Here is a 21117-nt window from a genome sequence, read left to right as displayed (position 1 = left end):
GGTAGTTGTCCTTTTTGCAGAGTAAAAGATGTCCCTGATTGTTCACAAATACGGTGGCACTTCAATGGGCTCGGTCGAGCGCATTCAAAATGTCGCACGTCGCGTCGCAAAATGGCACGCCGCAGGCCACCAGGTTGTGGTTGTTCCTTCCGCCATGTCGGGTGAAACCAACCGTCTTCTGGGTCTGGCCAAAGAAATTTCGCCGCGCGCCAACGAGCGCGAGCTTGATGCCCTGGCTGCAACCGGCGAACAGGCCAGTAGCGCCTTGCTGGCCATTGCCCTGATGGCGCAAGGTGTGCCCGCCCGCAGCTACACCGGTTGGCAGGTTCCCGTCAAAACCGATTCGGCCTTCACCAAGGCGCGTATCACGTCTATCGACGATGCCCGCATCAAGGCCGACCTTGCCGATGGCCGTGTCGTCGTGGTTACCGGTTTTCAGGGTGTTGACGAAGAAGGCCACATCACGACACTGGGTCGTGGTGGTTCCGACACGTCAGCGGTAGCCATTGCTGCAGCCATTGGCGCGCAAGAGTGCCTGATTTATACCGACGTCGATGGTGTTTACACTACTGATCCGCGTGTGGTTCCCGAAGCGCGCCGCCTGTCGGTCGTTTCTTTTGAAGAAATGCTTGAAATGGCCTCGCTCGGTTCCAAAGTGCTTCAAATTCGTTCTGTCGAATTCGCCGGCAAGTACCGCATTCCCATTCGCGTACTGTCGTCACTGACCGACCCCCTGATGCCGCTCGAAGAAGAAATGACTTCGGGCACTCTTATTACTTTCGAGGAAGACCAGAAAATGGAAGCAGCCGTTGTTTCGGGCATTGCCTTCAGCCGCGATGAAGCCAAACTTACCCTGCTGGCGGTTCCCGACAAGCCGGGCGTGGCCTATTCAATTCTGGGCCCCATTGCCGCCGCCAACATCAACGTTGACGTTATCCTTCAGAACCAGTCGGTTGAGGGCACCACAGACTTTTCGTTCACCGTCAATCGTTCCGAATTCCCCGTGCACTCGAAGTGCTCGAGCAGCAAGTTGGCCCGGCTGTTGGGGCGCGTGAAATTCGCACTGACGAAAAAGTCTGCAAGGTATCGGTTGTCGGTATCGGCATGCGCAGTCATGTGGGCGTCGCCAGCCTGATGTTCCGCACACTCAGCGAAGAGGGTATCAATATCCAGATGATTTCCACCAGCGAAATCAAGACGTCGGTTGTCATTAGCGACAAATACATGGAACTGGCTGTTCGTGCGCTGCACAAAGCGTTTGGTCTCGATCAGGAAGTGACTGTCAGCGAATAAAACTGGCGATCTGCGCCCCAAGCCCCGTTTTCTTGTGCTAGAATTCAGGGCTTAATTCGGAGATGTGGCCGAGTGGTTGAAGGTACTCCCCTGCTAAGGGAGCATACGGCTTATACCCGTATCGAGGGTTCGAATCCCTCCATCTCCGCCAAAGTTTTAAAGACAAAGCCCTGTTTTTACAGGGTTTTTCTTTTCTGGCGTATTCGTACTGCGGTTCTACTGCGGAATTCGCTAAAAGAACCCTGTCGATAGCTGCCAAATTTCGACCCTTATCGGCTCCTGGAATCCACTTTGCGTAATCGCGCATCATGACCTGAAGACTGTGGCCATGCTGTGCGGCAACCCATACGGGATCAGCCCCAGCCATCAGTGCCAGGGTGACGCTGGTATCTCGGCACTCCTTTGGTGGCCGATATCGGATGCCAGCAATCTTGAGCGCGGTTTCCCAACGCCGTCGCTGGATCTGTTCGTCATGCCAAGGCTTCTCGGTAAACGGATTTCTGAACACGTGTTCACCGGTCAACTGGGTGACGGCCCTTTGTCGTTCGATAACGGCGCGAGCTCGAGTGTTTAATTCAACCTCTCGCTGAACCGCTGTTTTGGTGCGCTCCTTATCGTTGGCCAGCACTCGAGCGCGTCGAACCAGCAGCGTGCCACTGCGTATGTCGACATCCTGCCAGAGCAGGGCGATCTGTTCGCTCGAGCGAAGCCCGGCAAAACAGGCGAACTCAAAATAGTCAGCCAGCTCTTTGCCGAATTTCTTTTCCACGACCTGCAGGGCGGCTTCAACCTCATCGAGCGTGAACGGATCTGGTGGTGATCGCTGAATTTTCAGATTGTCGATTCCCCCGGTCGGATCCGTAATCGTTTTGTCCGACTTGCAGATCAGGCCGTACACGGCCCGCAAAGGGATCATGATGTTGTTCTGCGTTTTACGCCCCAATCCTTTTACAAGCTTCCCGGTCCGTTCATCCAGGCGGTCACTGGCCAGTGTGGCCAGGTGCGCAAGTATGCGTTCGTGCGTGATCCTTGCCGGGTGCTCCAGCCCGAAAGCCGATAGCCAGTAGGCTTTCAAGTGACGAACATAGATATCCATGGTCGATTTTTCCAGACTACGCTTGGCCAAGCTTTGCCATAGTTCAGCCCAGTCTTTGAGTGTGCGTCCGTCGGTGTTGGTGTGATCATCCAAGTGGCGATAGTCTGGAAAATATTCGGCCAGCCGTAATGAGCCAAGTTTAATGTCCTCGAGTATGGCTTGCCGTATTCGTTGGGCATGCTTTAGATTCGCGGCGGTAGGTTTCAAATTGAGCGTAGGGCGCAGTTCTTTGCCTTTCCAATGAATGCGAACCTGAATCCGTTCGCCCATTGGGCTTACCCCGCCTGTCGTTGGTTTTCTACCCATTTGTAGTATCCCTCCAGGTCAACAAGAATATGGCCGTCAGGGGCGCGCATGTATTCCTTCCCTTCAAGCCAGATGCCATCGTCGATTTTTCGCCGTACAGCTTTTTCGGTATAGCCGGTTACGGTCTCGAACAAGGGCAAACGAATGTAGCGCGCGGGGGATATGCCGACAATGCCACGGAATGGCTGACGCGCGGTAGCTGCAGGCGTGATGCTCATGGTTTCTCCGTGTTTTGATTTGGCTGCTCATTCGGCTGTCGCTGCCTAAACCCAAATGCCCTGATAGCGTCATTCCATCCGGTAACGTAGTCGTCAGAATCAGGCCCGCCATACTTCAGGGGCTCAACCTTTTTCGTGGCGTCACGCAAATGGTTCTCTGCAAAATCAAGCACGCCATCAAGCGCTGATGTGATGGCTCTGGGCACGATACCTGCCTCGTCCATCGTTCGCTCATCTTCGCCAGTGCGCCATGCTTGGTACTTGCGTAGCGTTTGGATTTGAGTGTGTAGTAGGGCGGTCATGGCTTCACCTCTGGCGCGGCTTCGAGCATGGCTTTGTAGACAGTTTTGCGTAACCAGACCGTAGTGATAATGGCCTCTGATTCAATAGCGTGATAAGCCGCTCTAAGCATTCTGTCTGTCGGCTCAATCGGCACCAGCTTGTAGCCCTCGGGGATTTGTTGAGGTTGTGGTGGTCGAATCTCAATCTGCCTGATGCCTCTCTCAATTTCATTGAGGGAATGCTTCCTGTCAGGCCAATTGTCAGCAATGAAGTTTGCTATACCATCACGTACCCAATTCACATCAACCGGCTCACCCCTTGCCTGCCGGTCGGCTTCGATGGCGGCGGTAAGAATCTCAACCATACGTTCGCGGGCAATTGTTGCCCGTTCGACAGGGATGCTGTTGCCGCTGCGGAACTCGGGCGGTAGTTTGATATTGTCGGTCATGCTAAATCCTCCATCATCCATTCGGCAGTGCCAATCAGGACCATATGCTCGTGCTTCGCCCGGTAATAAGCGTCGCCGCCGCCGGGGATTCGGACATATCCTTGAGCGCCCCACGGCTTCGGCTCGGTAACAGTCATGAAGCAGGCGGCGAACATTTCATTGCCTGTATCAGGCGAAATTTGCACAACATCACCCACCGCAAGTTGATTAGTTGTCATTTCTGTTCCTCCATTGCAGCGTCGATAGCGGCGTCAAGATTTTCATTTTCCATGGGGTAGTCGCCAGAACTACACCAGACCGTTGCATCACCCGGCCTGATGAACCTGTAACGCTCAGCATCCTTGCGCAAAGCCTGTGCCTCTGGCGATGCAAGGGCGGCTTGGTAGTATTTCCAGGCTGTCGCTACGTAGTCAGCTTCCCAATTAAGCTCTACGTACTCAGGCATACCCAAATCTTTGCGCATTTCAGCCTCAAACGCGGCTCGTTGGTTGTCTGTCATGTTCCTTCCTTCTGAGTCAGGTCGCGGATAGCTCTGGCCACATCGCTCAGGTAGTCCATGTCGCAGCAGAACCCTGCGGCTTTCTCCAGCGCTTCACGCACACGAGCCTGGGCGTAGTTTTCGGCTTGTTCGGTTGTGATGAGGCCGTCAAATCCAACCGTTTGCGGACCCCAAGGCTGAACAGGTACGGAGTGTCTTTACTGCGAAAAGCCACTGGATTCGGCATCTTTACATTGCTCATAACACCTCCACTTTCATCGGCCGGCCACTTACTTCAGCGGCGCTGTTTGCTTCACGTTCAGTCAGCAGTCTTTCAACCTCGGCCTCCAACACCATGTTGACCGCTTCACGGAGCGTGGCCAGATGCAGCAACTTCAGGTAATCGGCATGCGTCACATAGGGGCCGTCTGGTTGCTCGACCAGCTCAGGGATGGAAACGCCACTGTCATAGAACTTGGGGCCCAGCCCGAGACGCCTCACTGATCGCGTTTGATCCAGTCCAATGAAAAACGTGTCTGGCCGTGGGGTTGCAGTCGTTGTCATGTATTTGTCCAAAAAGTTATTCACAGGAATTGGGGATAAGTCATGCCACCAATGCTTCGATGGCGTGCTTTTCGTTTGCTCCCCATGCCGCCATTTCTGGCACGTTGGCACCCACAAGTGCCGCAGCCAGAGGAGGGCATACTGAGTTGCCGCACATTCGAACCTGAGCGTGCTTCGGCAGTTGTTTGCCGTTGATGGTTGGGGCGATGATGTAGCTGCCGGGGAAGCCCTGTGCCGCGTAGAGTTCGTGAGGCTCCAGCATTCGCATGCCGATGTCAGCGATCTGGTATTCCTGCCCAGCGACGGTGACCAGGCCAAGACGATCTTTTGTCGGGATGGTATGCATCGGCTCCCGGCAATCCTGATCTTGACCGCCTTCGCTGTAATACTTCACCAGGAAGGCTCTGACCTCGGCAACGTGGCCACCTCCTGCTGTCAGCGTTGGTACCGGCTCCCGATTGTCCTGGCCGAACTGGTTGTTTCGCAGTTTGGCAAGGTGGGATGTGACCAAGGCGTGATGATCGGCTGCGGTTACCGTGTGCGCCGGCTCGGCAAGATCAGCCCCAGAGCCGGTGTAATTGCCGCCGAAGTGCTTTGCCAAAAAGGCAGTGACAAGGTGCGTGTGATTCTCAGTTGTCAGCGTATTGAATGGCGTGTCGGCTGATTTCGGCTTGCCAGCATATTCAGGGCCGCCCGCACCCACGAGGTATGGAACTGCCAGACCCATGCCGTGGCTGGCCGTAATCGTCTTGACCGGTTCATCGATGGCGCCACCCCGAAAGCAGTCATAAACCGTTCGGTTGCTGGTGTGGTTGCACTTCACGATGAACGGGTTGCCGCTATCCAGCACGTAACGCTTCAGGCCTCGTGCAATTCGTTTCATGGTGTTGTCAGCAAGCGGCTTGGCCCGCTCAAAAATCGAGGGGCAGGGCAGGGACCAGTCGATGCAGTCAGCGGCCGTACGCCATGGCTTCAGGCGTTTTGCTTTGACGCCTTCGCTATCCGGAGCGCCGTGTGTAGGCTCTGGCCAGACGATGGGCTGGCCATCGCACCGGGCGATCATGAACAGACGTTTGCGAATGGTCGGCGCACCGTAGTCGCAGGCCCGAAGTTCTCGGGTTTCGACGGCGTAGCCTTTTTCTTGCAGCTGATGAACGAAGCTGCGAAAGGTCTTGCCTTTGCGTGACGGGCATGGTCGGCCGTCCTCTGTAAGAGGCCCCCATGTTTTGAACTCTTCCACGTTCTCAAGCATGATGACTCGCGGCCGGACCAGTGCCGCCCAGCGCATAACAATCCAGGCGAGTCCGCGGATTTTCTTTTCGACGGGCTTGCCGCCTTTGGCTTTGCTGAAATGTTTACAGTCCGGCGAGAACCAAGCCAAACCAACGGGGCGGCCTTGAGTGACTTCCAACGGGTTTACGTCCCAGACGGATTCGCAATAGTGCTTTGTCTGTGGGTGGTTGGCCTCATGCATCGCAACGGCTTGGGGTCGTGGTTGATAGCAACGTCCACATGTCGGCCAAGAGTCAACTCAATGCCGCAAGACGCACCGCCACCGCCGGCGAAGTTGTCGACAATCAGTTCGTCGTTGATATCCAGTGAGTATTGTTGTCTGATCATGCTTTTCTTGCCTCAATTTCCGCCTTGATCTGAGTCTGCAATATCAGATCCGTTGCCTCGCTTTCTGTCAGCATCGGCACGATGCTACGCATGGACACCATGTCGTCTTTGGCTGCTGCAATTTCACGCTCAGTAATTGGCATGCTGTAGTGCAGGCGCTTGGCCAGCTGGCGGATGCCGGCAAGCACCTTATGCTGCTTGCGCCGCGCCCAGAACATTTCGTAGAAATCAGCGATCCCATCAATGGCAGGTGCCATCGTGTGGTATTGCCTGCCACTTTCGTGCGGTAGGTTGAACACTGGCGTGCCATTGAGCGCCGTTACATCACCGGTTTGCTCGATATCGTCAATGATTCGCTCCAGCGGTGCCAGGACGTTTTGCATCCGAATGAACATAGGGACGGGTGGGGGCGGGGTCACGTCTCGCCGTTTGGCCCGACGCAGTTCACGGCTCGACGGTTGGCGGAAAAGGGGTTTCACGCGATGGCCTCCTGAAAGACCGCCTCCTGCTTGGCGTGGCCAACCGGCATGAGTGCGAATACCTCCGCGCCCTTGGCACCACGGCGCACCGCAGACAGTGCCAGTGCCTCGGCCCGGGCCAAGCTTTTTACGATCCGCAAGGGGCGCTTGGGTACGGCGACGGCGTAATTCACGCGAATCAGTTCTGGAGTGGTTTCAGCCCATGGCCATTGCTGGTGAATTTCAGGCTCATGGCAGGCTGGTGGCGCTGCTCGCTCATCCTGCGAAGCGTCCGGCAATGCCTCGCCACTTCCGTCTCCGGTGATTTCGGTCGGACATTGCAAATTCGGTGTTTTGTCAACCAGGCTTTCTTGCCGATCCGCGACTTTGTCAACCTGATCCGCCTCTGCAATTACCACTGGTTCGCTGATGACCGGCTTGGCGGCCAGCCATGCATACCGGTTACCCCAGCGCCCGGGCGTTTGAATCGTTTCGATCTGACCCATGTCGTGTAGCGTCTTGATGCTGGTTTTCGCTTCCTTTTCACCGACATCAGCCAGAGCAACGATCTGGTGAATGTAGAGGGCCTTGTCGCTGTTCTGCAGCAATGTTTCAACGCGGTTCAATGGTGTGCTCATATTTATTCCTTGGTTGGGCCTCAATCGGCCACAGCTTCGTGTTGAGTGGTGGTGAGTGCGCCGGCGTCAACCCAGTGGGCTGTCGTCTGCGGGTAGGCGGACAGATCCGGCAAGGCCTTGAGCGTGCCGAACACCAAAGCGGTATCGAACTTGCCTTCTTCGGCCCGGATATCCAGGGCGTCGATGAACCCGCCCCGTGCGCGTGTCTCCAGTACGTCCATTCGGTCAATGGCCACCAGGCGCGCACCTGATAGGTCGGCCAGCACCAGGGCGAGGCACACATCTGCACGCCAGCGCTCGGACTCCGATAGCAGGGCATAGGCCCGGTCTTTTGCGTAGATTCCCATTTCGCCATCGATGACGACCTGGCCCCAGCCGAATGCCTGGCTGCAGCGTGCCAGCTCGCGGTTTACGGGACCGATGGCACGGCGCAGGATTTCTGCCGGGATGCCGTCGGGTGAAAGGGCATCAATGGCCGTTTGCCATGCTTGTGCCGTTGCATGATGTTCACGCGCCTTGGCGGTGTTCTGTTCGGCCAGTTTGGCAGCCTGTTGTGTTTGACGAAGCCGGTCCAGTCGTGCGGTGACATCAGCCAGTTCGCGGTTGTGCGTGCTGATAATGGCTTGGATTTCGCCAACCGCTTCTTCAGTGACTTGTTCAGGCGCTTGTCCCATCCGGGCCCCGGCAGCCTTGGCGGCATCGATGTCACGGCGGGTGTTATTGACTGCGCTCTGCATCAAGTCGCGGGCGCGAATGGCTTCCGGAAGCTGGGCAGCAGCGTCAGGGTCGGCTTGGGCGTCCAGTGGACCGTGCGCGGCCTCGTACTGTCTGAACGCAGCCAAAATTCGAGCATCGAGATCTGCTGGAATCGTGAAGCTGTTGTCGCCCTCGTTGTAAACGTCATCCAGGCAAGCCGCCAAATCATGCACCAGCCCCACCCGGGGCCCGGTACCGGCCATGCCTTCCAAGACTTTGACCTTGTCCTGCCATTTCAGAAGGTCGCTCTGGTCGTGGTCCAGTTTCTTTTCCAGGCTTTCCAGTTTGGCAAAGACCTTGGCGTCGGCTTCGGCTTGCTGCTGGTAAGCGGTCCAAGCCTTCCAGCGTTGCTCGGCTGCGCCCAGGCGTTGCTGTTCGGTACCGAGTTTGCTTTTCAGCGCTTCGGCCTGGGTGGCCATCTGCTCCAGTTCTGCGATGTCAACCTCGGGGGCGGTCGCCGCCCAGTCTTCGGCCTTCTTGTGGCCGTACGTTTCACTGGTGACGGCTTTCCATGCCGCCTTGGCGTCACGGCACCGTTCCTCGGCATACTTTGCAGCGGCTGGGAAGCCACTGCGCAGCATGGGGGTAACGGCGTTGATAACGTCTTCAACCAGGCCGCGTTGCTTCATTGCTTCGACAATGTCTGAAGTCTTGGCGCTGGCACCGGTTACCGTGAACAGCAACTGACGGCGCTCGTCGGCACTGGCCCGGCCAAACAGTGCGGGATCCAGGCAATAGGGCAGGGCGGCTTCGATGGGCTCCCAGGCGTCCATCGTGAAGCTGTGGCGCAGCATCATTTCGCCCTTCGGCGCCAGGAAGCCGGCCGCGCCACCGTCGAACTCGATATCGACCCTGCCGACCTTCTCGCCGTCGTGCACCAGTTGGCCAAAGTCTTTTTCTTGAGCACGCGCTCTGGCATGCCCAGGAATGCGGCGCGTACGGCTTCGCGGATGCTGCTCTTGCCGGCGGCGTTCGGACCGCAGAACAAGGTGACCGGCGTGAAGACCTCGATGTCGGCGGCGGCGATGCCCAGCACGTTGCTGATGCTGATGTGGGTGAGTTTCATGACAGCACTCCTTTCAATGCTGCATTAGCCATGTCGATGACGGGCTGCAGCTTGGTTATCTCAGCTTCGTACTCGTTTTTTGTGGCACGCAGCAGCGCGATGCAGCCTTCTTTATCAAGCATGACTCGAATGTCGCCCGCGTCTTCCACATATACATCCGCCGATACACGAACCGGCCTGCCGTACCCCTTGAACTCGCTGCGCTCAATGGCCTTGTCAATACGACGGGCTGCTTCTTTCAGGGAGCTGACGCGCTCAATTGCTTTTTTAATATCCATTTCTCAAATCTCCGCAAAATCGCCATCGGGAACGATGATCACGTCACCGTGGATTTCCCATGTGGCACCGGGGGCGCAGTTCAGGTGATACAGCCTGGTGGCTTTTTCATTCACGGCTAAACCTTTAACCGCGCCCTCGTCATCAACTAGCATCGTGTGAAGCGGCTCGCCCATGTGGCGAAGCATCACCACGTCGAGCGTGTCAGCACCGATCATTTGTGCGATGTCGCGAAGTGCGTGGGGCCCTACGAGCACCGTTTCGGTACCGTCAACGCGGATCAGCTTTCGAGTAATCGACATCACGCACCCTCCGTGGTGGTGTCGGCGTCTTCACTCTGAGTGCCGCGTTCTTCGTGCCATGTTTTCCAGCCCTTCACCCATTCGATGCGCAGGGGCCCGGCCATCACAGGGCAGTCACTCTCTGGCTTGCCTTCTTCGGCTGCGGTGTACCCGTCATCCCACGCCTGCTGCAGCTCAACCTGCAGGGGCTGGTGCTCAATGGAAATGATTTCTGCATCAACGATGTCATCACCGCTGCGATCCATGCCGTCGCCGTCTTGGTCGGTGTATTCCTTGCCCAGGTCCATGCTGCGCTGATCGGACTCGCCCTTGATGTCTTCCATTCCGCCAACGGTTTCTTCAGCATCAGCAATGACGATCAGGCAGGCTTTGCCGACACTGTCGAACAGGTGATGACGCCCACTGCTGTTCGATGAAATCTTGAACTGCGCTTTGATGCCGTCTTTGCTGGTCACCTGCTCAAGGTCGCCGATGATGGTGGTACGGTTTTCGCTGGCGATCAGATGAACGGCCATGCGCACGTTGTATTCGACCCGGGCACGCAGGCGGTTGATGATGTCGTCTTGCTTCTTCTGGGTCATCTTGATCCAGAGGTCAGGCAGCAGTTTGATTTCTTGCACCAGGGCTTGAAGGATGTCGCGGCCAATCGTGTCAGCGGTCATTTCGCGGATGTCTTTATCTTGGGTCATGCTTATTGCTCCGTGGTGTCAGCGGTCAAGCTGGAAAAGAAGGGCTGAAATGACTCCTGCACAATCGCTCTTGCTTCAGCTTCGTTAATTTCAGAAAACATTTTTTCGGCCTTGTCCCAGCCTTCGTCTGTGTCATCCCAGGTCAAGCCAAAAGAGCACACGCCTAAGCCATTGGGCTTGCACGAGAATCGAATGCACGGATTACCGTTGTCATCTGCTTGGTGCACAACCAGCACTTGGCCGGTTGTGCCGAAGAGCTTCGCAAACATGGCTTACTCCATATCGGGCGCAGCGCGGCGCGTGCGGGTTGTGGTGGTTTGCTGCTCGGGCGTGTGCACGACGCCATCCAGTTCATCCAGGCGCTTGCGGTAGGCCGATTGCAGGGCGTCGTGGTGTTCGGGGGCGCAGTCCTGGATGCTGTCGGCAGCAATGGCCAGGACGTCGTGATCTTTCGCGGACAGGATCGAGGCCTGTATTTTTTCGGCGTCGAGGTAGGCTGCGGATTCGTCAGCGGTTTGCGTTGGCGTTTGTGGCTGGCCAGCTTCTTCTGTGGTTGCTACATCGGTTACCTGCTCCGGCTCGGGGCGGGGCGGCGCGTGCGCGGTGCTGTTTGACTGGCTGGTGTCTCGCGCAACGTCTCAGCTTCGACCTGAAGAACGCCTTCTGCATTAGGGGTTACGTCGATGGTGTCGTGGACTTCTTCGGTTGTCTGCAGGCCCATCAGCAATTCAGGGGCATACAGCTTGCCGAAAAAACTGGCGGTTCGGTACCGCAGCATGACGTCAGGCATGGTTTGCCACTTGCTGCCGTTTTTGGTGAACCAGCCTTCCTTCACGGCCAGCTCAATCGACACGGCGGGTGACTCCAGGCGCTCACCCGTTTCCTTTTCGATGACCCAGGCAACGCATACCTTGTCTTCGATTTCGATGGTGTTGCGTACCTCTTGGCGCTTCTGGTTTTCCCACGAGAAAGTGATGTACTCGACCTTCTTTTTGCCCAGGCTCTTGATATCGAAGCGCAGCGGTGAGAACCGGCCACACCCATTGATTGCGGCAATGATCCATTGGGATGACCAGGATGGGCGGCCCTCGACGATGTACAGGTTCTGCATCACCATCAATGGATCCGCCCCCATGCGCTGGGCCATATTCAGGGCCACGACGCTGTTGGCCAGGGCGTTAGGGTTTTGGCGCGTGTCGGTGATTTCGCCGTAGCGGTTGGTTTTATGGATTTCGGCGCGATAGGCTGCGGGCACCAGCGTGCTGGACGCCAGTAGCTTGGCGGCGCGCTGCATGAGTTCAAAGCTTTCCAAGTTGCCAAAGCCCATGGCAATGTCAGTGCGTGGGGCAGGCTGGCGCAAGTGCTGGACGGTGGTTGCGGGTGCATTCATAAGAGTCAATCCTCGTGGTAGATACAAGTTGCCCAACGGCTGCAATATTTCTCGCTGCAAATCGGGCTTTGGGGGTTGGGTGGAAATAGGCCAGCGCGAAACATTTCGGCGGCGTGCTGGATCAGGCCGGGCGTGTCGTCGGTACCGACCATGACGCGGCGGGCGTCGAAGATCGGGCTGACGGCAACCTCATTACGCCCGGCTGTGGACAGGGCAATGATCTGTGCGCCCTCGGTTCGGATGCCGCGTGTTTGCTCGTACATGAGTTGATAGGTGCCGGTCTGGGCACTGCGGCCCTTCATCTGGGCAACGCCTTTGGAGACGACCCGGCTACCGGTCTTTACGTCGGGGATGACGACGCCGGTACCGTGGTTGGCGACACGCGCCCGGTCCATTGAGCCGGTCAGTCGGATGACAATGCCGCCCCCGCAGTCGATTTCCATGGGATCGAGTTTGGTTTCGACTTCCAGATAATCGAACTGGGGCGCGATTTCGGTGCAGTAGCGAACGTGCAGCGCCAGGCCGATCTGTTCGGCTTCGCGCAGGCTGATGCCGTCTTGACGGTAGTCCACGTCGTACTCAGGGTTGTGCAGGGAATCGACCAGTGCGCCGGCGGCTTCGTCAATGGTCAAGTTGCTGCCATCGATGCGTGCCTGGTCATAAGCGGCGGTACCGGCGTGAACGCTGGTGCCGAGCAGGGCACGCATGCCCGCAGGTTTGCGGATCTTGAGCAGGTGCTCGCCTTCCCATCGGTAAGCACAGTCAAACAGACTGCCCCAGCCGCTGGCGCGGACGGTGTAGACGGATGGGGTCATGGCTGACCTCTCTGCATCTTCGCAATCACCGCCTCGCGCTCGTTGGCGCGCGTGATGCCTTCGCCGTCGCAGCCGTCATCAGCATTCATTTCTGCCCAGATCCGTTTTTGATTCGGCGTCATGATGGCCAGGGCGTTACGAATGATTCGGTGTGCGAGCTGCAGCTCGAGCAGGGCTTCAGGAATTTGCTTGTGTTCCATGCTCACCACCCCACAACAGCAAACGACAGAACGCCAACAACCAAAGTAATCACCAGCAGCGCTTGACCGCCCAACGAGTCGGATACCTCGTGCGCCGGCGGCGTGTGAATCGCTGGCATCAGTTCAATCTGTTGACCAGGGAAACGCCCAGAACCGATTGCAACCTTGGGTTGCACGGGTTTGCACGGCCCTTTCAAGGGCTTGCGTGCGTACGCAGGGACTTCAAGGCTCTGCCGGTCGTACCGTTCAGCGCGGCGGCGGGCCATGATGTAGTGGGGGTTGATCAGCATGATTTGCTCCTGTTGCGGACAGCCACGATCAACGGCGTTGACCGTTTGGCGTTTGTTTTTTGGGATGTAGTGGAGTAGGGCGCAATGGCGTGGCCCTGAGAGGAGGTGTTGGGCCGGTACTCTTACTCGGTACCGGTTAGGTTTGATGGCAACAACGAAATGGGGGACCAATCAGCGTTTTATGTCTGCCACTTCCTCGTCGTGCGGATCAGGTTTTTTGCTGCGTTGAGCGCCGTCATGAGGGTTTCTTCTGAGTCATCGTCATTGCCGGAGAAATTTCCATCAATCGCATCGATCAATTCATTCAAGGTCGAAAGTAGAAAATCCTCTCGCTCCAGCAAAAACAAGCACAAATCCGCACGGTCTGGCAGTTTCATTTCACGGTCATCGCCAGCGGCTCGCCACATAGAAATCGCTCTCAGGTCTGCTTGGTAGCGCATGTTGAAAAGAGCCTCAAGCTCGTCACAATCTTCTAATAGAGGGCGAACAGCTTTGCGTGCCAATAACAGTTCATTCAGTAACTGTTTCACCTCATCTGCATCCGTTACGTCGCTTGGTCGCGCCATCATCAATGCTGGGCCGCCTGCAATGCCAACCCCAAATGTTTTCGGGCCGTATTTGGCGAAGATCCAGTTATCGCTCTTGCTGGCTTCCAAGGCGGCTCGAATGTTTGCGTGCTTGTCTGTCATGATTCGCCTTTCTTGAGTTCCACGAGCGGGCCGAAAGTTATATATATTGCGCCAGATTTGGTCATTGATTCGATAATCGCCGAGATAATCCAGCTTTGGCTTCTTTGTGTTTCGAAAGCCAGCTTATTGATAAGTGCCCACTGATCGTGAGGTAGCCGGATGGATTTTTGGACCATAGGGCCGCCATCTTTTTTGGTCTGCCGATCTTTTTGCTTTCCATCTTTTCTCCCATAGGGTTATCAGGCACCGCACTCGTTGAATGCGGTCTCGGATAACTTCCGGACAGCGCCCGCCTGGCTACTCCCGCTTCTAATCTGGTGGATTTCCACCAAATTGCGCAGCTCCAGGTCGGTGCCCTGTCGATTGCCAGCATTCCAACTGGCGTAGCCGTTTCTGCTCTTGGTCGCCTACACCTCACCTGTTGCATCCGTCTACCGCGCTTTGGCTGGATTGGATAGGGAAGGACGCCCCGCGCAGAGCCGTGAACCATACTCACGGATGCTTTTGCCGGACGAGCACCGCAGTATTGGTAGCGGTGAGCAACATCGGCTTGTTTGTCTGTTTGTTAAAGAGCGGGGTACTGCTGTAGATTGAATTACATCAAATGATGAATGTTGTGTCAACATCAAATGATGTATTTTTGTTAAGCTTGCAAGCAAGATCACCATCAGAACGAGTGAGACTGGGAGGAGGGAAGTACTGCTGGGGGCCGGGGCCGAGAAACGGAAAAGCCGCCTCGATGGCGGCTGTGGATGGTGCTGTCTGGTGGGGGGCGGGGGTGGGCGGGCGAAAACAGCCAAAGAAAAACCCCTCGCTGGGAGGGGTTGGGCGTTATGGCTGGTGGGGCTGCTTTACTCTACGGAAGAGCTGAGGAATGGTATCATCGTGGCGGCGACGACACGTCACGGGCGGCATTTATCTCGTCAGCTGATTTTCGGATCTGCGTCAATGCTTTTTCGGCCTCTTCGTTGACACCCTTAACTGTCGTTTGCATTTCTTGTAGCAACTTAGCGACATCGCGTTGTGATTTTTCGGCAGCCGACTGCGCTTCTGCTGCTAGCTTGGCTGTGTCGCGGCCGGAATCGAATGCTGCAACGTAGATCCCGAACATTACCCCCAGTGATCCTATAACGGCACCAGCGGCTTTCCATGCCGTTGACTTCTGCTCGGAAATCAGCAACCGTTGCTCGGAACGCTGCTCGGAAAGTAGGGAGCGAACATCGCCGAACTGTCTGTCGATTGCAGCGAACTTGTCCTCAATGCGTGCAAGACGCCCATCCATCCTTGCTTCGATGGTTTCTAGTTTGGCGTCGAGCTCAGGACGGCCTACATAATCCATAGCATTCTTGCCTGTAATCTGCTCTGTTTGGGAACCCAGTTCATGTTCAATTTGACCGCCAGCGCTGCCAGTTAAGGAAGGATGAGTGCCTCCTCCTCCGCTACGTATAATTCTCAGCACCGGGCGGCCTGGGGCTGTGGTGACAGGGGTTGCAGTCATATTAACGCCCTGCGGCTCCTGCGTCTACGTTGCCGTCAGCGCGCAATAATTCGCCCAATAGTCGATGCAGCCCCTTCGCATCCTCGCGGCTTAGAATGATAGATGATTGAGGATTTGTAGCTATCTCGCTGAGATGAGTCGTTTCCAGGAACGATATCTTAACAACGTCAGAAATAAAAACAAAGAATCGATTTGAGTACAGCCCTGGGATCATTGCGGCAATCCTCTCTTCACGCTTCAGGCGCTCAATCTCAGCGTCCTTCAAGGCAGCAGGGTCATCATTTACTGCATCTTGGTTTGGCATATTTGTTTCTGTACTTTCGCTCATCATTTTCTTCCTTTGATTTATAAAATTAAGGTTTTCATGCGGAACCGGGCCTTGCTGATCTTTTTAGGAACGCCCGCCAACTTTTCACACTTACCTAACAAGTTTCGGTCGATAAGACCGGGTGCGGGTTAGGCTGTGGTGCTGCAGTCGTGAACTGGTCACATATCTCGATGCTTACTCGGCATCAGCACTGAGCCAATCGCATGAACTACCTTCACATCCTGCTTTGCAAGTGACAGTCGTTCGCCGCCGTTCACGGACTCAACCGCGATCGTATCGCCGCTGCTGTAGAGGTATTCTTTGACCATCTTGCGGCCATCACGCAACAGAATCGCGGCGTACTCGCCCGAGCAGGGCTGCTTGTTGGGCTCGACAACCACGTACCACCCGTTGCGTATCGCCGGGTGCATGCTGTCGCCTTTAACCAACAGAACGTAGGCATCTGGATCTGACGAAGAGGCTTCTACATAACCTTCAGAGCCCGGTGCGTTTATCTCCTCATACCAGCCGTTTTCGCCGAGCTTGGCGAAGCCAGAGACAGGGATCCGCATCTGTTTTGGGGCTGGGCCGATGTATTCAGCTGTACCCAGCGCTCTCTCCTCGTCTTCGCGGTCCTGGGCCATACCGATTGAGCTTAGGTCGATAACCTCTCCGGTGGACTGCTTCCAATTCGCCTCCATATCGCGCGCGAGTCGTTCGCCGCACCCTTTTCTGCCGGAGACGATGTCAGCGATCTGGCGATCTGGTTTGCCCATATTCCTGGCGACCTGAGCCTGTCCATACATATCGACCAGATACTGAAGGTTTTGTCGTCGCGTAACGCGTGGGTCAGATTTTTCGATCATGGTCGCAATTACACCAGATGGTAATGATTTGGTGAATTCATCAATTTATGTTCCATGGGTACATCGTTTGATGTATATTTAGGCCATGGAACTCTTAAAACGCTTTCTCTCTTCCATGACTGTCAACGAGCGCAAGGACTTTGCTGCCCGCTGCAGGACGTCGTGGCCATTTCTCCGAAACATCGCATACGGGTACCGACTCGCTGGCGAGAAGCTGTGCGTCAGCATCGAGAAGGAATCCGGCGGTGCAGTCACTCGCCGCGACCTGCGCCCCGATGACTGGCATGAAATCTGGCCCGAGCTGAAGGGTCCGCCCAATGCCTGACTCAATGCACCTTCGCTGTCCGCCCTCTTTAAAGATAAGCAGGTGACCCCGTATGAGTGATTCAAAAGTCATGGAAGCGATGTTCATGCTAGCCGTCGCTGCTCTCTCGTTTGTTGGCGCCTTGATGGTTAATGGCAGATCGTTTCAGTTCTTCCTTATCGGCGCATGTATCTACGCTTTTATTTCTTTGCTCTTCAATATTTTCTTGGTGTTGGGCCGTCATCGACCAGTACGCCACGAAGCTGAGGATGATCATGTATAGCGTTTCACGCGAAGATAATTCCGGCCGCTCGCTGAGCCATAGTGCGCCAGCCATAGAAAGGACCATCAACCAATATCTGACAACTCTCAACGGGTTCGATGTGATGGATTTAACCCAGTCGGAAATCAACCATCTGGCGATTCCCAAGACAACCCAAACAAGAGCAGATCCGAAGAACATAAAAAACACATCACGCCAAGTTATGCCCGCTATCCATTCAATCATGGCCAATCCTTTTCGGAAAAGTTTAGTTACTGGAATCTCTGAGCTTAATCGATTGGGATTGGCTCTCTCAATGCACCGTAATTGCACTGGCCAAGCTCAACCCAAGCTGTTGATTCGCAACCAGCCGCTCGTACACCGCCTCGATGTGTTCGCACTCGGCGTGCGGCCCGAACAGCGTCAGCGCCAGCACTTCGGCTTGATCCATCAGTTCGTAATCAATTTTCTTTTCCATGAGCGCAGTCTGTTGCGTTCTATTCGGCATGTCCATTCGCAGTTTCCGAGTGATCTGTTGGTCCATGGTCGTTTTCCCAGTAGGTGTGAGTTATGAATACAGAGCCAGTATCAGCCGATCAGGCTGAAAGCACACGCAAGATCGGCGCAAGAATCCAAGGCGAAATATTGCGCCGACTTGCAGAGGTCACTCAGGAGCGTGCAGCGGATCGAATGGGCGTTTCGGCCAGTACCGTGAGTCGTCAGAAGGAAGGCCTGGACGGCTTTTGCCAGCTACTGGCAGCGCTGGGTTTGCAGTTGGCCTCCACGGATGCAGTAGTGGTCGACCAGCAGGAGTTGCTGGGTATCGAGCGTATGGCGCTCAAATATCTGCAGGCTCGGGTTGAGGCTGAAAACAGGAGGGCGCAAGGATGAATCAGTCAAACGCACGCCATGCCGCCATCATGTGCGGCAACGCGAAGTTTCAGGCTTATCTGGGCGTCAACGATGCCGATGAAGCGGCGGCCAGCCTGCGCCGCTTGTGTGGTGTGAAGTCACGGCGCGAGCTGGACGAATGCCCGGCCGCAGCAAAGCGGTTTCATGAGCTGCGCAAGAAGTTTGCTTATGGGGGTGGGGCGTGAGTATCAACCCTCCGGCAGTTATCGACCCATGCTGCGGCGGTCGCATGATGTGGTTCGACCAGCAAGACCAGCGCGCTTTGTTTGGTGACATCCGAAGCGAAGAGCACACGCTATGCGATGGTCGGGCATTTAACATCACCCCCGACCTGAACATGGATTTTCGGGATATGCCATTTTCAGATGAATCGTTCCGGCTGGTCTTATTTGATCCCCCGCACCTACGCCGGGCCGGTCAGAGTTCGTGGCTTCGTGCCAAGTACGGAATCCTTGGTGATGATTGGCGCGATGATCTGCGGCGCGGTTTCGCTGAATGCTTCCGCGTCCTCAAGCCTGAAGGCGTCCTGATCTTTAAATGGGCCGAGACCCAAATACCGGTGAGTCAAATCCTGACACTGACCCCTCATGCGCCATTGTTTGGTCATAAGTCAGGCCGAAGGGAGCGCACTCATTGGATGACGTTCATGAAGGGCGCACATAAAAATGGTTGATTTACCGGACCCCTTAACACCAGCTGACTGCAACCTGCGCGGCTTACCGTTCATGCCTTTGCACACCGAGCGCTTGCTCGACAGTGACATGATGGCCTTGTCCACGGGCGAAGAGTTCAAGACAGCCCTGCGCCTGTGGTGCAAGAGCTGGAATCAAGAGCCGGCAGCTTCGTTGCCTGATGATGACCGCATTCTTGCTCACTTGGCTGGCAAAGAGTTGGCCGGTTGGCGCAAGGTCAAAGCCATGGCGCTTCGTGGCTTCATCAAATGTAGTGACGGTCGTCTGTATCACCCTGTGATAGCGCAGGAGGCTATCAACGCAATGTCTCGACGCGAGCAGCACCAGGCCAGCAAAGACGGTGACAATGATCGCAAGCGTGAGGAACGTGAAGACCGCAAGTTGTTGTTTGGTGCTCTGCGTGACATCGGCGTGATTCTGCCAGCGAAAGGTACCAGTACGTCACACCTGAGAAAAGTAGCGGCGTCACACGGAATACAGATTATTGTCACGGACAATCACAAGGTTGTCACTGTGACACCTAAAGGAAGTCACAACGAAAGTCACGGCGTTGTCACGGCTAAGACAGGGACAGGGACAGGGACATATATAAAAGAAGAAGCGGCGGCGGCATCTCCCCGCCTACGCGCACACACGCACACGAGGCTGGCGACGATCCGCCGCCGCCGCCTTCCTCGGAACCTTCGAAACCCACCAGCCTGGACACTCCTGCAGGCTATGCCGTGCTGGTCCGCCGGTGGGAGAAGGAACGGGGTAAGGCATCGACCGTCACCAGCAGTGACCCCAGGCTTTTGGTCTGGGCTCAAAAGCGTGTGACCGAGGCACAACTGCGTGAAGCTTACGACCTGGCCGTTGCTGACCGCGAGCTGGCGCAAGACCATGGGCCCATCAACGCGGGGTTTCTCGACGTGTTTCTGGCCAAGGTGCTCAAGCCGCCCGGGGGCGACAGTGCGTTGAACCGCCAACCATCGGCAGCCCCGCCGAAGCACTGGGCCGTGTCGTGGTCTGGGATCGTGGCCAAGGGCGAGGAGCTGGGGATTGTGCAGGAGTCTGGCGAGTTGGCCCCCACGTTCAAGGCTCGCGTCTTTGCTGCAGCTCAGCTGTCTGAGGGCGAGAAGGCCATGTTGCGTGCCGACTACGGGGTGAGCGTATGACCTGCTGCACAACTGAAACTCGCGTGTACCGCTGGGACTGCCGGGATTGCATGGCGCGCAAGATTCGGCACCTGCGAAGCTCGAACAAAAGCCTGACACTGAGGCTGCAGCTGGCGACATTCGAGCGTATGGGTTCGCAGATGGCCGAGCGCGTGAAAGCAATGCTCAAGGAGGGGTCATGATCCGCTTCACGGTACCCGGCAAACCTGTTGCCAAGGCGCGCCCAAAGGCTGCCGCCCGAGGCAAGCACATCACGCTCTACACCCCGCAAAAAACGGTGGCCTACGAGTCCACGGTAGCACTGGCAGCCAGACAGGCCATGGCAGGCAAACCGCTGCTCACAGGCCCTGTCGAGGTGTTCATGACCTTGGTGTTGCCGGTACCTGTCTCATGGTCCAAGCGCAAGCAGGCTGACGCACTGGCCGGGGCGGTGATGCCCACCACAAAGCCGGATGCGGATAACTGTGTCAAAGCCATTTTCGATGCCGTCAACGGTGTTGTGTGGGTTGACGATGTGCAGGTGGTTGGGCTGCGATTGAGAAAAATTTACGGTGCTACGCCCTGCGCCCAGGTGACCGTTTCGCCCTACATTTCACAAACCTCAGGAGGTTCGCTTTGAGCGACGATGTGCTGTTTAAATCCGCCGCTGATGCGTTGCGGTTTGCGTTCAATTACTCCCACCAGCAGTACGACCGGCCGTTGATGAATCGGTTGGCCACTGCGCCTGTCGGCGAGGGCAAAGGATTGGCTGGGCAGGACGGTGCCGGTCAGGCCGGGATGATCCTCAGTCGGCTGGAGCGACTGCCCAACATGCATCGTGCGGTGCTGGCCGTACGCTTTGGCCCCATGAGTTTCCCGTGTTCGTGCGGTAGTGCCTGCTGTTCAGAGCAACGGCGAAACCTGGCCTGGGAGGCAGCTGCTGGTGCTGTTGGTGCTTATGCTGCCGAAGCAATCCCCGGCGGGGCAGGGCGGTACCGCTTGCGTACCGAGTTGGTGCGTCGGTTCTATGGTGCCGGCGGCACGTTGGCTGATGTCGCGGAAAAGGTTGGGGTCAGTCTGCGTACGGTTGAAAGCGAGGCCCCGCTGGTTGATGGCTGGCTTCGCGGGTACCGCTCCAAAAAACCAAAAAATGGGTGATGGGCGTTGATACCGTGGCCGCTCGGGCAGCCGAGATATTGTTGGCCGAATCAGGGTTTATTGCATCAGAAACTTGACTTTGCGGTAAAAGACCGCAAAAATGGCACCTAA

General features: G+C 56.3%; 34 protein-coding genes, 1 tRNA gene and 2 pseudogenes. 11 read left to right on the top strand and 26 right to left on the bottom strand.

Annotation, left to right across the window (positions count from 1 at the left end; all coding sequences use genetic code 11):
- The first annotated feature begins 28 nt into the window (after positions 1-28).
- Together N7E01_RS02385 and N7E01_RS02380 are read left to right on the top strand one after the other, a co-directional pair.
- A pseudogene (locus N7E01_RS02385) lies at positions 29-1293 on the top strand (aspartate kinase).
- A 58-nt stretch (positions 1294-1351) separates the two neighbouring features.
- Positions 1352-1444: transfer RNA gene (locus tag N7E01_RS02380), tRNA-Ser, on the top strand.
- A 153-nt stretch (positions 1445-1597) separates the two neighbouring features.
- On the opposite strand, the pseudogene N7E01_RS02375 reads toward N7E01_RS02380, so the two are convergent.
- From N7E01_RS02375 to N7E01_RS02300, 16 genes and pseudogenes are all read right to left on the bottom strand, one after another.
- Positions 1598-2659, bottom strand: a pseudogene (locus tag N7E01_RS02375) (Arm DNA-binding domain-containing protein); the annotation flags it as partial.
- Between the two features lie 5 nt (positions 2660-2664).
- Positions 2665-2913, bottom strand: a complete 249-nt coding sequence (gene xisR / locus N7E01_RS02370; protein WP_289174511.1) for an excisionase family protein — start codon at positions 2911-2913, stop codon at positions 2665-2667.
- Entirely contained in the window at positions 2910-3215 is a 306-nt protein-coding gene (locus tag N7E01_RS02365; RefSeq protein ID WP_289174510.1) for a hypothetical protein, read from the bottom strand. Before N7E01_RS02365 ends, xisR begins: the two co-directional genes overlap by 4 nt.
- Positions 3212-3643: a hypothetical protein gene (locus N7E01_RS02360; RefSeq protein WP_289174509.1), complete on the bottom strand. Its 432-nt coding sequence runs from the start codon at positions 3641-3643 to the stop codon at positions 3212-3214. Before N7E01_RS02360 ends, N7E01_RS02365 begins: the two co-directional genes overlap by 4 nt.
- A complete protein-coding gene (locus N7E01_RS02355) occupies positions 3640-3861 on the bottom strand; it encodes a hypothetical protein (RefSeq protein WP_289174508.1) in 222 nt (73 codons plus the stop codon). Before N7E01_RS02355 ends, N7E01_RS02360 begins: the two co-directional genes overlap by 4 nt.
- Positions 3858-4142 (bottom strand): hypothetical protein, encoded by a 285-nt coding sequence (locus tag N7E01_RS02350; RefSeq protein ID WP_289174507.1) that lies wholly within the window; start codon positions 4140-4142, stop codon positions 3858-3860. The genes N7E01_RS02355 and N7E01_RS02350 overlap by 4 nt, the downstream gene beginning before the upstream one ends.
- Positions 4143-4379: 237 nt before the next feature.
- Positions 4380-4685: a hypothetical protein gene (locus N7E01_RS02345; protein WP_289174506.1), complete on the bottom strand. Its 306-nt coding sequence runs from the start codon at positions 4683-4685 to the stop codon at positions 4380-4382.
- A gap of 40 nt (positions 4686-4725) precedes the next feature.
- Positions 4726-6159 carry a DNA cytosine methyltransferase gene (locus N7E01_RS02340; RefSeq protein WP_350494907.1) on the bottom strand — a complete coding sequence of 478 codons (1434 nt, stop codon included), beginning with the start codon at positions 6157-6159 and terminating at the stop codon, positions 4726-4728.
- Positions 6160-6301: 142 nt separating this feature from the next.
- Positions 6302-6688: a hypothetical protein gene (locus N7E01_RS02335; protein ID WP_289174504.1), complete on the bottom strand. Its 387-nt coding sequence runs from the start codon at positions 6686-6688 to the stop codon at positions 6302-6304.
- A gap of 92 nt (positions 6689-6780) precedes the next feature.
- Positions 6781-7401, bottom strand: a complete 621-nt coding sequence (locus N7E01_RS02330; protein WP_289174502.1) for a hypothetical protein — start codon at positions 7399-7401, stop codon at positions 6781-6783.
- A gap of 20 nt (positions 7402-7421) precedes the next feature.
- Positions 7422-9035: a recombinase RecF gene (locus N7E01_RS02325; protein WP_289174500.1), complete on the bottom strand. Its 1614-nt coding sequence runs from the start codon at positions 9033-9035 to the stop codon at positions 7422-7424.
- Complete coding sequence (locus tag N7E01_RS02320) at positions 8951-9223, bottom strand: AAA family ATPase (protein ID WP_289174498.1); 273 nt, start codon at positions 9221-9223, stop codon at positions 8951-8953. Before N7E01_RS02320 ends, N7E01_RS02325 begins: the two co-directional genes overlap by 85 nt.
- The gene (locus N7E01_RS02315) at positions 9220-9501 is read right to left on the bottom strand and encodes a hypothetical protein (protein WP_289174496.1); all 282 of its coding nucleotides are present in this window, start codon (positions 9499-9501) and stop codon (positions 9220-9222) included. Before N7E01_RS02315 ends, N7E01_RS02320 begins: the two co-directional genes overlap by 4 nt.
- A 3-nt stretch (positions 9502-9504) precedes the next feature.
- Positions 9505-9801: a hypothetical protein gene (locus tag N7E01_RS02310; protein ID WP_289173567.1), complete on the bottom strand. Its 297-nt coding sequence runs from the start codon at positions 9799-9801 to the stop codon at positions 9505-9507.
- A complete protein-coding gene (locus N7E01_RS02305; RefSeq protein ID WP_289174494.1) occupies positions 9801-10490 on the bottom strand; it encodes a ribosome modulation factor in 690 nt (229 codons plus the stop codon). Before N7E01_RS02305 ends, N7E01_RS02310 begins: the two co-directional genes overlap by 1 nt.
- Positions 10491-10492: 2 nt before the next feature.
- Entirely contained in the window at positions 10493-10759 is a 267-nt protein-coding gene (locus N7E01_RS02300; RefSeq protein WP_289173569.1) for a hypothetical protein, read from the bottom strand.
- 48 nt (positions 10760-10807) lie between these two features.
- Here N7E01_RS02300 and N7E01_RS02295 point away from each other — a divergent pair, with 48 nt between their 5' ends.
- The gene (locus N7E01_RS02295) at positions 10808-11104 is read left to right on the top strand and encodes a hypothetical protein (RefSeq protein WP_289173570.1); all 297 of its coding nucleotides are present in this window, start codon (positions 10808-10810) and stop codon (positions 11102-11104) included.
- On the opposite strand, the gene N7E01_RS02290 is transcribed toward N7E01_RS02295, so the two are convergent.
- From N7E01_RS02290 to N7E01_RS02255, 8 genes are all read right to left on the bottom strand, one after another.
- Positions 11056-11880, bottom strand: coding sequence for a hypothetical protein (locus N7E01_RS02290; RefSeq protein ID WP_289173571.1), 825 nt, complete (start codon positions 11878-11880; stop codon positions 11056-11058). The genes N7E01_RS02295 and N7E01_RS02290 overlap by 49 nt on opposite strands.
- A 5-nt stretch (positions 11881-11885) precedes the next feature.
- Positions 11886-12695, bottom strand: coding sequence for a RecB family exonuclease (locus N7E01_RS02285; RefSeq protein ID WP_289174492.1), 810 nt, complete (start codon positions 12693-12695; stop codon positions 11886-11888).
- Positions 12692-12895 (bottom strand): hypothetical protein, encoded by a 204-nt coding sequence (locus N7E01_RS02280; protein WP_289174490.1) that lies wholly within the window; start codon positions 12893-12895, stop codon positions 12692-12694. Before N7E01_RS02280 ends, N7E01_RS02285 begins: the two co-directional genes overlap by 4 nt.
- 2 nt (positions 12896-12897) lie before the next feature.
- Positions 12898-13185 carry a hypothetical protein gene (locus tag N7E01_RS02275; RefSeq protein ID WP_289174489.1) on the bottom strand — a complete coding sequence of 96 codons (288 nt, stop codon included), beginning with the start codon at positions 13183-13185 and terminating at the stop codon, positions 12898-12900.
- Positions 13186-13364: 179 nt separating this feature from the next.
- Positions 13365-13874 (bottom strand): hypothetical protein, encoded by a 510-nt coding sequence (locus N7E01_RS02270; protein ID WP_289174487.1) that lies wholly within the window; start codon positions 13872-13874, stop codon positions 13365-13367.
- An 880-nt stretch (positions 13875-14754) separates the two neighbouring features.
- A complete protein-coding gene (locus N7E01_RS02265; RefSeq protein WP_289174485.1) occupies positions 14755-15372 on the bottom strand; it encodes a hypothetical protein in 618 nt (205 codons plus the stop codon).
- Between the two features lies 1 nt (position 15373).
- Positions 15374-15703 carry a hypothetical protein gene (locus N7E01_RS02260; protein WP_289174483.1) on the bottom strand — a complete coding sequence of 110 codons (330 nt, stop codon included), beginning with the start codon at positions 15701-15703 and terminating at the stop codon, positions 15374-15376.
- A gap of 155 nt (positions 15704-15858) precedes the next feature.
- Positions 15859-16545, bottom strand: coding sequence for a S24 family peptidase (locus N7E01_RS02255; RefSeq protein WP_289174481.1), 687 nt, complete (start codon positions 16543-16545; stop codon positions 15859-15861).
- Positions 16546-16630: 85 nt separating this feature from the next.
- Between N7E01_RS02255 and N7E01_RS02250 the strand changes: the two genes are divergently transcribed.
- Complete coding sequence (locus tag N7E01_RS02250) at positions 16631-16870, top strand: transcriptional regulator (protein WP_289174479.1); 240 nt, start codon at positions 16631-16633, stop codon at positions 16868-16870.
- 88 nt (positions 16871-16958) lie between these two features.
- Here N7E01_RS02250 and N7E01_RS02245 read toward each other — a convergent pair whose 3' ends face one another.
- Both N7E01_RS02245 and N7E01_RS02240 read right to left on the bottom strand, forming a co-directional pair.
- Positions 16959-17357 carry a hypothetical protein gene (locus tag N7E01_RS02245; RefSeq protein WP_289174477.1) on the bottom strand — a complete coding sequence of 133 codons (399 nt, stop codon included), beginning with the start codon at positions 17355-17357 and terminating at the stop codon, positions 16959-16961.
- Positions 17358-17424: 67 nt separating this feature from the next.
- Entirely contained in the window at positions 17425-17589 is a 165-nt protein-coding gene (locus N7E01_RS02240) for a hypothetical protein (RefSeq protein ID WP_289173580.1), read from the bottom strand.
- Positions 17590-17681: 92 nt separating this feature from the next.
- Between N7E01_RS02240 and N7E01_RS02235 the strand changes: the two genes are divergently transcribed.
- The 7 genes from N7E01_RS02235 (at position 17682) to N7E01_RS02205 (ending at position 21006) form a co-directional block, all read left to right on the top strand.
- On the top strand, positions 17682-18002 hold the full coding sequence (locus tag N7E01_RS02235) for a CII family transcriptional regulator (RefSeq protein WP_289174475.1): 321 nt from the start codon (positions 17682-17684) through the stop codon (positions 18000-18002).
- Entirely contained in the window at positions 17999-18208 is a 210-nt protein-coding gene (locus N7E01_RS02230; protein ID WP_289174473.1) for a hypothetical protein, read from the top strand. The genes N7E01_RS02235 and N7E01_RS02230 overlap by 4 nt, the downstream gene beginning before the upstream one ends.
- A 47-nt stretch (positions 18209-18255) precedes the next feature.
- Positions 18256-18696, top strand: a complete 441-nt coding sequence (locus tag N7E01_RS02225; RefSeq protein ID WP_289175713.1) for a class I SAM-dependent methyltransferase — start codon at positions 18256-18258, stop codon at positions 18694-18696.
- A 52-nt stretch (positions 18697-18748) separates the two neighbouring features.
- Positions 18749-19531, top strand: a complete 783-nt coding sequence (locus tag N7E01_RS02220) for a DUF1376 domain-containing protein (protein WP_289174471.1) — start codon at positions 18749-18751, stop codon at positions 19529-19531.
- Entirely contained in the window at positions 19528-19869 is a 342-nt protein-coding gene (locus N7E01_RS02215; protein WP_289174469.1) for a hypothetical protein, read from the top strand. The genes N7E01_RS02220 and N7E01_RS02215 overlap by 4 nt, the downstream gene beginning before the upstream one ends.
- 178 nt (positions 19870-20047) lie before the next feature.
- A complete protein-coding gene (locus N7E01_RS02210) occupies positions 20048-20488 on the top strand; it encodes a RusA family crossover junction endodeoxyribonuclease (RefSeq protein ID WP_289174468.1) in 441 nt (146 codons plus the stop codon).
- A complete protein-coding gene (locus N7E01_RS02205; protein ID WP_289174466.1) occupies positions 20485-21006 on the top strand; it encodes a DNA-binding protein in 522 nt (173 codons plus the stop codon). The genes N7E01_RS02210 and N7E01_RS02205 overlap by 4 nt, the downstream gene beginning before the upstream one ends.
- Positions 21007-21117: the final 111 nt, after the last annotated feature.

It is taken from the genome of Neopusillimonas aromaticivorans (assembly GCF_030344915.1).
In the GTDB taxonomy this organism is placed as follows: Bacteria; Pseudomonadota; Gammaproteobacteria; order Burkholderiales; family Burkholderiaceae_B; genus Neopusillimonas; species Neopusillimonas aromaticivorans.
The sequence above is the reverse complement of the archived record's forward strand: the minus strand, read 5'-3'. Positions and strand labels throughout refer to the sequence as shown.

Bases quoted from the DNA above. Each gene is read 5' to 3' on its own strand.
- xisR (WP_289174511.1), bottom strand. From the start codon at position 2,913: ATGAGCATCACGCCTGCAGCTACCGCGCGTCAGCCATTCCGTGGCATT.
- N7E01_RS02365 (WP_289174510.1), bottom strand. From the start codon at position 3,215: ATGACCGCCCTACTACACACTCAAATCCAAACGCTACGCAAGTACCAA.
- N7E01_RS02360 (WP_289174509.1), bottom strand. From the start codon at position 3,643: ATGACCGACAATATCAAACTACCGCCCGAGTTCCGCAGCGGCAACAGC.
- N7E01_RS02355 (WP_289174508.1), bottom strand. From the start codon at position 3,861: ATGACAACTAATCAACTTGCGGTGGGTGATGTTGTGCAAATTTCGCCT.
- N7E01_RS02350 (WP_289174507.1), bottom strand. From the start codon at position 4,142: ATGACAGACAACCAACGAGCCGCGTTTGAGGCTGAAATGCGCAAAGAT.
- N7E01_RS02345 (WP_289174506.1), bottom strand. From the start codon at position 4,685: ATGACAACGACTGCAACCCCACGGCCAGACACGTTTTTCATTGGACTG.
- N7E01_RS02340 (WP_350494907.1), bottom strand. From the start codon at position 6,159: ATGCATGAGGCCAACCACCCACAGACAAAGCACTATTGCGAATCCGTC.
- N7E01_RS02335 (WP_289174504.1), bottom strand. From the start codon at position 6,688: ATGCAAAACGTCCTGGCACCGCTGGAGCGAATCATTGACGATATCGAG.
- N7E01_RS02330 (WP_289174502.1), bottom strand. From the start codon at position 7,401: ATGAGCACACCATTGAACCGCGTTGAAACATTGCTGCAGAACAGCGAC.
- N7E01_RS02320 (WP_289174498.1), bottom strand. From the start codon at position 9,223: ATGAAACTCACCCACATCAGCATCAGCAACGTGCTGGGCATCGCCGCC.
- N7E01_RS02315 (WP_289174496.1), bottom strand. From the start codon at position 9,501: ATGGATATTAAAAAAGCAATTGAGCGCGTCAGCTCCCTGAAAGAAGCA.
- N7E01_RS02310 (WP_289173567.1), bottom strand. From the start codon at position 9,801: ATGTCGATTACTCGAAAGCTGATCCGCGTTGACGGTACCGAAACGGTG.
- N7E01_RS02305 (WP_289174494.1), bottom strand. From the start codon at position 10,490: ATGACCCAAGATAAAGACATCCGCGAAATGACCGCTGACACGATTGGC.
- N7E01_RS02300 (WP_289173569.1), bottom strand. From the start codon at position 10,759: ATGTTTGCGAAGCTCTTCGGCACAACCGGCCAAGTGCTGGTTGTGCAC.
- N7E01_RS02290 (WP_289173571.1), bottom strand. From the start codon at position 11,880: ATGAATGCACCCGCAACCACCGTCCAGCACTTGCGCCAGCCTGCCCCA.
- N7E01_RS02285 (WP_289174492.1), bottom strand. From the start codon at position 12,695: ATGACCCCATCCGTCTACACCGTCCGCGCCAGCGGCTGGGGCAGTCTG.
- N7E01_RS02280 (WP_289174490.1), bottom strand. From the start codon at position 12,895: ATGGAACACAAGCAAATTCCTGAAGCCCTGCTCGAGCTGCAGCTCGCA.
- N7E01_RS02275 (WP_289174489.1), bottom strand. From the start codon at position 13,185: ATGCTGATCAACCCCCACTACATCATGGCCCGCCGCCGCGCTGAACGG.
- N7E01_RS02270 (WP_289174487.1), bottom strand. From the start codon at position 13,874: ATGACAGACAAGCACGCAAACATTCGAGCCGCCTTGGAAGCCAGCAAG.
- N7E01_RS02265 (WP_289174485.1), bottom strand. From the start codon at position 15,372: ATGACTGCAACCCCTGTCACCACAGCCCCAGGCCGCCCGGTGCTGAGA.
- N7E01_RS02260 (WP_289174483.1), bottom strand. From the start codon at position 15,703: ATGATGAGCGAAAGTACAGAAACAAATATGCCAAACCAAGATGCAGTA.
- N7E01_RS02255 (WP_289174481.1), bottom strand. From the start codon at position 16,545: ATGATCGAAAAATCTGACCCACGCGTTACGCGACGACAAAACCTTCAG.
- N7E01_RS02250 (WP_289174479.1), top strand. From the start codon at position 16,631: ATGGAACTCTTAAAACGCTTTCTCTCTTCCATGACTGTCAACGAGCGC.
- N7E01_RS02245 (WP_289174477.1), bottom strand. From the start codon at position 17,357: ATGATTGAATGGATAGCGGGCATAACTTGGCGTGATGTGTTTTTTATG.
- N7E01_RS02240 (WP_289173580.1), bottom strand. From the start codon at position 17,589: ATGGAAAAGAAAATTGATTACGAACTGATGGATCAAGCCGAAGTGCTG.
- N7E01_RS02235 (WP_289174475.1), top strand. From the start codon at position 17,682: ATGAATACAGAGCCAGTATCAGCCGATCAGGCTGAAAGCACACGCAAG.
- N7E01_RS02230 (WP_289174473.1), top strand. From the start codon at position 17,999: ATGAATCAGTCAAACGCACGCCATGCCGCCATCATGTGCGGCAACGCG.
- N7E01_RS02225 (WP_289175713.1), top strand. From the start codon at position 18,256: ATGTGGTTCGACCAGCAAGACCAGCGCGCTTTGTTTGGTGACATCCGA.
- N7E01_RS02220 (WP_289174471.1), top strand. From the start codon at position 18,749: ATGCCTTTGCACACCGAGCGCTTGCTCGACAGTGACATGATGGCCTTG.
- N7E01_RS02210 (WP_289174468.1), top strand. From the start codon at position 20,048: ATGATCCGCTTCACGGTACCCGGCAAACCTGTTGCCAAGGCGCGCCCA.